Genomic DNA, 7,550 nt, shown 5'->3' with positions numbered 1-7,550 from the left:
CGAGCCGCAGCAGCTGGTCGTCGATCGCGCCGAACGGCGGGCGGAACAGGTGCGTCGTGACGCCCGTCGCCGCGTGGATCGCCGCAGCGGTGCGGTCGAGCTGCTCGCCGACCTCGTCGGCCGACAGCGTCGTGAGGTCCGGGTGGGTCCACGAGTGGTTGCCGAGCGCGTGCCCCGCCTCGTGCGTCGCACGCACCGTCGCGGGGTCCGCGGCCACGTGCTCGCCCCACAGGAAGAACGTCGCGCGGACCGACCGCGCGGCCAGCTCGTCGAGCAGGCGCCGCGTGTGCGGCCCCGGCCCGTCGTCGAACGTGAGCGCGACGACGGGCTCGTCCGGGACCTGCGTGTCCGTCGCGTCCTCGTGCACCCGAGGACGCTACCGCCGACGCCCTCGCCGGGCGCCGAGCGGCACGCGCAGGTCCCGGACGGCTCAGGCGAGCGCCCGCGCCTTGAGCGTCGCGAACTCGTCGGGCGAGATCGCCCCGGCGTCCAGCAGTGCCTTGGCGTCGGCGATCTCGGCGGCCGGCGACCTGCCCGTGCCGGCCGTCGCGCGGATGTACTCGTCCGTGGCCTGCTTCGTCTCGACGGCGTCCTTCATCTGCCGCTGAGCCATGCCGCGGCCGCGCGCGACGATGTAGATGAACGCCACCAGGAACGGCAGGAAGATCAGGCCGATCACCCACAGCGCCTTCGCCCAGCCGCCGAGCTCCGGGTCACGGAAGAGGTCCGCGACGATCTGGAACAGCAGGATGAGGTACGCGAAGAAGCAGAACCACCACACCATCAGCCAGAACCAGTCCCAGAAGTCCATGGTCGTCTCCTCATCCGGTGCACACGCGTTGACGTCCCCACTGTCGGGATGCCGCACCGCGCGTCCATCACCCGCCGCGGGTAGTCGCCGCGAGTAGTCGCCGCAGCGGTGTGGTGTCACGATGCACGGATGAGCGCCTCGACCAGCACGGTCGAACCCGCACGGCTGCACCGCCGCCGTGCGTCGCACCTCTACGGCCTCATCATCAGCGGGTCCGTGCTGGCCGCCGCACCCGTGGAGTTCGGGCTGGGACGCGTCGCGGCTGCCGTCGTGCTCACGCTCACCGTCTACTGGGTCGCGGAGTCGTACGCGCACTGGATCGCGGCGCGCACGGTGCACGGGCGTGACCTCACGCGCGACGAGCGGCGCACGGTGCTCGCCGACGGGCTCCCGCTCGTCGCGTCCTGCCTCGTTCCCGTGGGTGTGCTGGTCGTCGAGGCGTTGCTCGGCATGCAGACCGCGACCGGCGTCGACATCGCGTTGGCCGTCAACGTCGTGCTCCTCGTGGGCGTGGGCTGGCGGATGGGTCTGGCGGGCGGCCTGCGCGGCGTGCGGCTCCTGATGTCGGCGGTCGTGACCGGGATGCTCGGGGCCGTGATGATCGCGCTCAAGCACGGCCTGCACTGACGCAGCCACCGCGGCGCGCACCGACCGGCGCACCGACCTGCGCACGCACCGGCTCGCTCACCCGTCGCGGGTGAGGACCCCGCAGGGGCGTGCTGTGAGCGTGGGACCCGGACGTACCGGGAGGAACCATGACCGTGGCACCCGAGACCCGCACGACCCTCCAGGCGTACGCGGCCGACCCGGCGCAGGTGTGCGCGGCGTTCGACGTCGACCCGGCCGTCGGCCTGACCTCCGCCCAGGTGCTCGAGCGACGCGAGCGGTACGGCCGCAACGCGCTCGCCGAGGAGCGCAAGGAACCCGCCTGGCAGGCGTTCCTGCGGCAGTACAAGGACCTCATGCAGCTGGTCCTCGTGGGCGCGGCCGTGGTCAGCATCATCGCGCTCGGCGACATCACGACCGGCGTCGTCGTGCTCGCGCTCACCGTCTTCAACGCGCTCATGGGCCTGCACCAGGAGGGCAAGGCGGCGCAGAGCGTCGCCGCGCTGCGTCAGATGCTCATCATGAACGCCAAGGTGCGCCGCGACGGACAGCAGCAGATCGTGCCCGCCGAGGAGCTCGTGCCGGGCGACGTGGTCGGCTTCGAAGCGGGCGACAAGGTGCCCGCCGACGGGCGCCTGCTCGTCACCGCGGCGCTCGAGATCGAGGAGTCGGGGCTGACCGGCGAGAGCGCGCCCGTGGCGAAGGGCACCGCCGCAGTGCCGGGCGACGACGTGCCGCTCGGCGACCGTCTCGACATGGCCTACATGAACTCGCAGGTCACGCGCGGTCGCGGCGAGATGGTCGTGACGGCGACCGGGATGACCACCGAGGTCGGGCGGATCTCGGGGATGCTCAGCGGGGTCGAGCAGGACAAGACGCCGCTGACCAAGCAGCTCGACCGCATCACGGTGATCATCACCGTCATGGCGGCGATCGCGCTGGTGGCGATCGTGCTGCTCGGGCTTGCGCGCGGGCAGGACTTCGACAGCCTCTTCGTCGTCGGCATCAGCCTCGCGATCGCGGCGATCCCCACCGGGCTGCCGGCGGTCGTGACGATGCTGCTCTCGCTGGGCACGCGGCAGCTCGCCGAGAAGGGGGCGATCGTCAAGCGCCTGAAGTCGGTCGAGACGCTCGGCTCGACGTCGGCGATCTGCTCGGACAAGACCGGGACGCTCACGCTCAACCAGATGACCGCGCGCACGCTCGTCGCCGCCGGCCACCGGCTGTCCGTCGAGGGCGAGGGGTACTCGACGACGGGCCGGATCCTCACGGTCGCCGGGACGGGCGACCTCCCGCTCGAGCCGTTCGCGCTGCCGATGGCGCTCGCGTCCGACGCGGTGATCCGCGACGGCGCGTGCGTGGGCGACCCGACCGAGGGCGCGCTCGTCGTCCTGGCCGCCAAGGCCGGGCTGGACGTCGAGGGGACGCGCCGCACCTACGCGCGCGTCGCGGAGGTGCCGTTCGACGCGGAGTACAAGCTCATGGCGACGTTCCACGAGATCGGTGACGTGGTGCGCTGCTACGTCAAGGGCGCGCCGGACGTCCTGCTCGCCCGTTCGACCAGTGTCCGTGGCGCGCAGGGGGCGGCGCGGACGTGGGACGAGGTCCGCGCAGCGGTGCTCGCGGAGAACGACGCGATCGCCGCCGAGGGCATGCGCGTGCTCGCCGTCGCGCAGCGCGACCTGCCCGCGGGGTCGGTGACCGCCGCGAGTCCTGACGAGCTGCTCGCGCTCGTCGACGGGCTCGAGCTCCTGGCGCTCGTCGGGATCGTCGACCCGCCGCGCAAGGAGGCGCGCGACGCGATCGCCGAGTGCCACGACGCGGGCATCCGCGTGCGCATGATCACCGGCGACCACGCGACGACCGCAGCGGCCATCGCGCACCAGCTCGGGATCGAGGGGCGCGCCCTCACGGGCGCGCAGTTCGCGGCGATGTCCGACGCCGAGCTCGACGCGCAGGTCGACGAGATCGGGGTCGTCGCGCGCGTCGCCCCCGAGGACAAGGTGCGCCTGGTCGACGTCCTCAAGCGCCGCGGCGAGATCGTGGCGATGACCGGCGACGGAGTCAACGACGCCCCGGCGCTGACCCGCGCGGACATCGGCGTCGCCATGGGGATCACCGGCACGGAGGTCACCAAGGACGCGGCCGAGATGATCCTCACCGACGACAACTTCGCGACGATCGTCGCGGCCGTCGAGGGCGGTCGCGGGCTCTACGACAACCTCATGAAGTACATCCGGTTCCAGATGGTCGTCCTGACCGGCTTCATCCTCACGTTCGTGGGTGCGGGGATCTTCACGATCGCCGACGGCACGCCGCTCACGCCGCTGCAGATCCTGTGGATCAACTTCGCGATCGACGTCGTCCTGGCCATCGGGCTCGGGTTCGACGCACCCACCGAGGGGCTCATGCGCCGCAGGCCACGCTCGCCCGAGACGCCGGTGATCGGGCGTGCCCTCGGTGCGCGCCTCGCGACCGGTGGGCTGCTCATCGCGATCGGGACGCTTGTCGTCGTCGCGTACGGCGAGGACCGGTACGGGCTGACGATCGCCACGACGATGGGCCTGACGACGATGTCGCTCCTGCACGTCGTCGCCGCGATGCAGTGGCGGGATCCGCTGGCCAGCGTGTTCTCGCACGACACGCTCACGAACGGGCGCTTCGTCGTCCTCATGCTCGTGGTCATCGCCCTGACGTTCCTCGTCACGACGATCGACGGGCTGCAGCGGATCTTCGGCACGGTCGAGCTCGACGGCCCGCAGTGGCGCGCGTGCCTGCTCGCGACGCTGGCGTTCCTGGTGCTCGCCGAGCTCGGCAAGCTCGTGCTGCGCAGCGTCGTGCGGCGGCGCGGCGGCGCTGCACCGTCCGGCGAGACGGCCCTCGCGTGACCGGTCCGGCCGCCCCGGCGGGCGCGAGCGAGGACACCGGCCGGCTCGAAGGACCCCGGCGCCGGCTCGCGCTCCTGCTCGCGATGGCGATGTTCGTCCTCGTCGTCGACACGTCGATCATGAACGTGTCGATCTCGGCGGTGGTGCGCGACATCGGCACGACGGTCAGCGGCGTGCAGACGGCGATCGCGCTCGAGGCCCTCGTCTCGGCGGCGTTCATCCTCATCGGCAGCAAGATCGGCGACCTGTTCGGCCGCAAGCGCGCGTACCTGCTGGGCCTCGGCGGCTACCTGGTGGGTGCGGTCGCGATGACGTTCGCGACCGGGCTGACGCTGATCGTGGTGTGCTGGGCGGTCATCGGCGGGCTCGGCGCGGCGCTCCTGCTGCCCTCCATGCAGTCCCTCATCCACGGCAACTTCCCGGGCGCGGCGCGCAAGCGCGTGTACGCGCTCGTCGGTGCCGCGGCCTCGATCGCTGCGGCGGTCGGACCGCTGCTCGGCGGGTTCATCACGACGTACCTGTCGTGGCGGGTCGCGTTCGGCCTCGAGGCCGTCGTCATCCTCGTCGTCCTGTCCGGTGCGGGGCTGGTGCAGGACGCGCCCTACCTGGGCGACCGGGCCGTCGACCCGCTCGGTGCCGTGCTGTCCGTGATCGGCATGGGCGGCATCGTGCTCGGCGTCCTCGTCTGGCAGGAGGGCGGCGAGTCGGTGGCCGCGCTGATCGTGCTCGGGCTCGGCGCGCTGCTCGGGCTGGCCCGCTGGCTCGTCGTGCGCCACCGTCGGGGCCGTCCGACCCTGATCGACCCGGACCTGTTCCGTGCGCCGCTGTTCCGGCTCGGCGTGACGGGGCAGATGCTGCAGCAGATCGCCCTCGGCGGGGCCATGATCGCGCTGCCGATCTTCCTGCAGATGGTGCTCGGCTACGACGCGATGCTCGCGGGCCTGTCGATCGCGCCGCTGTCGCTGTGCATGTTCGCCACCGCGCTGCTCGCCGGTCGGCGTGCGGGCCAGCGGCGCCCCGCGGTGGTCATCCTCGCGGGGTTCGCGCTGCTCACGGTCGGCGTCGCCGCGCTCCTACCCGTGGTCCCGCGCGCGACCTCCGGCTGGTGGCTCGCCCTCCCGCTCGCGGTCGCCGGGTGCGGGCTCGGCCTGCTCGTCTCGCAGCTCAACAACTACACGCTGTCCCCCGTGAGCCAGGAGCGCGTGAGCGAGGCCGCCGGGGTCAACTCGGCCACCGGCTCGTTCGGGCTGTCCCTGGGACTGGCGCTCACGGGAGCGGTCATGCTCGCCTCGCTCGCGGTCGGCTTCACCGCCCGCACCGACGCGAGCGACGTGCTCCCACCCGACGACAAGGCCCAGATCGCGCGTGCGCTCGAGGACGACGCGCAGGTCATGAGCGACGCACAGCTCCAGGAGCTGCTCGCCGACGAGCCGCCCGACGTGGCCGCCGAGGTGCAGCGGATCAACACCGAGGTCCGTCCGCTCGCGCTGCAGGTCGCGCTGCTCGTGCCGTTGGTCTCCGGCGTCGCGGGTGCGCTCGTCGCGCTCCGCATGCGCCGCCGGCCGGACCCCCAGCCCAACGACGCGGCCGAGTCCGTGCTCGGCGGCTGACCCGGCGGACGCCGGCCCGCGCCGCCTTCCGCGCGCCCGCGAGGCCGGGTCAGGGCAGCAGCCCCAGCTCCCGCGCGCGCCGCACCGCCTCGCGGCGGCTGTCCACGCCCAGCTTGCGGAACAGCGCCTTGAGGTGCGCCTTGACGGTGTTGACCGAGACGTAGAAGTCGGCCGCGATCTCGGAGTTGGTCTGCATGGTCGGCAGCGCGCCGAGGATCGCGAGCTCACGGCTCGTCAGCGGGTCGACCAGCGGCTCCGGCTCGTGCGGCGCGGCCTCGCCGTGCACGACGGTGCGCCACCGCTCGGCGAGGTCGCCTTCATGGCGGCTCAGCCGGGTCGCGGCGCGAGCGGCGAGCGCGGGCGTCGGCAGGAGCAGGAAGGGCCGGACGAGCACGTCCGGCGCGGCCGTCTCGATCGCCCGGTCGAGTGCGGTGTCACATCGCACGTGGTCGCCGCCGCGCTCGTACGCGGCCGCGACGACCAGCCACGCCTCGGTCTCGGACAGCGCGTCACCGTCAGAGCCCGCCCACTCGCGGGCGTCGTTCGCGAGGCGCACCGCGGCGCGCACCTCCCCGCGTGCGACCTGCACGCGGGCGTCGCCGAGCAGGGTGAGCGCGCAGGAGACACCCGCCGGCGCCGGCCCTGAGGGAGCCTCACCGACCAGACGCGCGGTCTCCGTCTGTGCCCGCCATGCGAGGTCCGCGAGCACGGGCGAGAGCCCGGCACCGCTCTCCGTGGCGGCCCGCACCGCCGTCCGGGCCGCCCGGCTCCGGCCGCGCTGCACCGCGACGAGCGCCTGCATGAGGTGGATCGTCGCCTCGGTCGGCGGCTCCCTGCCCCCGAGGTCGCTCGCGAGCGCGATCGCGAGCATGTGGTCGGCCTCGTCGGCCTCACCGCGCAGCAGCGCCGCCCACGCCACCGCCGTGTACGCGCACCGGCACTGCAGGTACGTCGCCCACCCGAGCTCACGTGCGTCGCAGATGACCTGCCGCGCGCGCTGCGCGGCCACGTCGACCTGGCCACCCAGCGCCTCCGCGAGCGCGAGGTACGACCGCGCGTTCAGCAGCGGCAGCAGCGGACGCGCCTCGGCCGACGCGCGGACGAGCGCCTCGAGCCCCTCCCGCGCCTCGAGCGGCCGTCCGCTCCAGAACAGGCCCACCGCGTGAGCGTTCGCCGCGAGCGCGCGGTAGGCGGGCCACGCGTCGGTCGGGAGCGGTGCCGCGTCCAGCACGACGAGCGCGGCGGCCGACGCGCTCGTCGTCGTCACCGCGTCCCCGGTCCCGCGGGCCGCGCTCGCCGCGAGGATCTCCGTCAGCGCGGCCACCTGGGGGTCCGGGTCGTGGGCCGCGGCCAGCTCCCGCGCCCGGCCCACGTGCGCCGTCGCGGCCTCGAACCGCCCGGTGACGACCGCCAGCGCGGCCGCGCACAGCTCGAGACGGGCATCCGGTGCGAGCTCGGCGAACGGCACCCTGCCCACGAGCTCGAGCAGAGGCTCCCGCTCGGCGGCGACCAGGCCCGGCGCCGCGCTGTCGACGAACACCTCGCCGAACAAGGTCCAGTCCTCGATCACCGCCGCGTGCTCGAGCGCACGCTGGGACTCTCCGTGGCCGACGAGCCACGCCGCGGCTCGGCGGT

At 73.5% G+C, this 7,550-nt stretch carries 6 protein-coding genes; 3 read left to right on the top strand and 3 right to left on the bottom strand.

What is annotated here, in order from left to right:
• On the bottom strand, nt 1-367 hold a 367-nt coding region (locus CGE01nite_RS16465), incomplete at its 3' end, for a polysaccharide deacetylase family protein (protein ID WP_141371744.1).
• 63 nt (nt 368-430) lie between these two features.
• Complete coding sequence (locus CGE01nite_RS16460) at nt 431-811, bottom strand: SHOCT domain-containing protein (protein WP_048342686.1); 381 nt, start codon at nt 809-811, stop codon at nt 431-433.
• 129 nt (nt 812-940) lie between these two features.
• Here CGE01nite_RS16460 and CGE01nite_RS16455 point away from each other — a divergent pair, with 129 nt between their 5' ends.
• The 3 genes from CGE01nite_RS16455 (at nt 941) to CGE01nite_RS16445 (ending at nt 5,915) form a co-directional block, all read left to right on the top strand.
• Complete coding sequence (locus CGE01nite_RS16455; protein ID WP_048342685.1) at nt 941-1,438, top strand: hypothetical protein; 498 nt, start codon at nt 941-943, stop codon at nt 1,436-1,438.
• Nucleotides 1,439-1,566: 128 nt separating this feature from the next.
• Nucleotides 1,567-4,305, top strand: a complete 2,739-nt coding sequence (locus CGE01nite_RS16450; protein ID WP_141371743.1) for a cation-translocating P-type ATPase — start codon at nt 1,567-1,569, stop codon at nt 4,303-4,305.
• Between the two features lie 83 nt (nt 4,306-4,388).
• Entirely contained in the window at nt 4,389-5,915 is a 1,527-nt protein-coding gene (locus CGE01nite_RS16445) for an MFS transporter (protein WP_141371745.1), read from the top strand.
• Nucleotides 5,916-5,964: 49 nt separating this feature from the next.
• Here the strand turns inward: CGE01nite_RS16445 and CGE01nite_RS16440 are convergent.
• The coding region (locus CGE01nite_RS16440) for a LuxR family transcriptional regulator (protein ID WP_218022641.1) at nt 5,965-7,550 on the bottom strand (1,586 nt) is incomplete at its 5' end.

This window comes from Cellulomonas gelida, assembly GCF_006538725.1.
Classification (GTDB): Bacteria; Actinomycetota; Actinomycetes; order Actinomycetales; family Cellulomonadaceae; genus Cellulomonas; species Cellulomonas gelida.
Note: the sequence above shows the minus strand (reverse complement) of the source record. Positions and strands in the feature narration are given on the sequence as shown.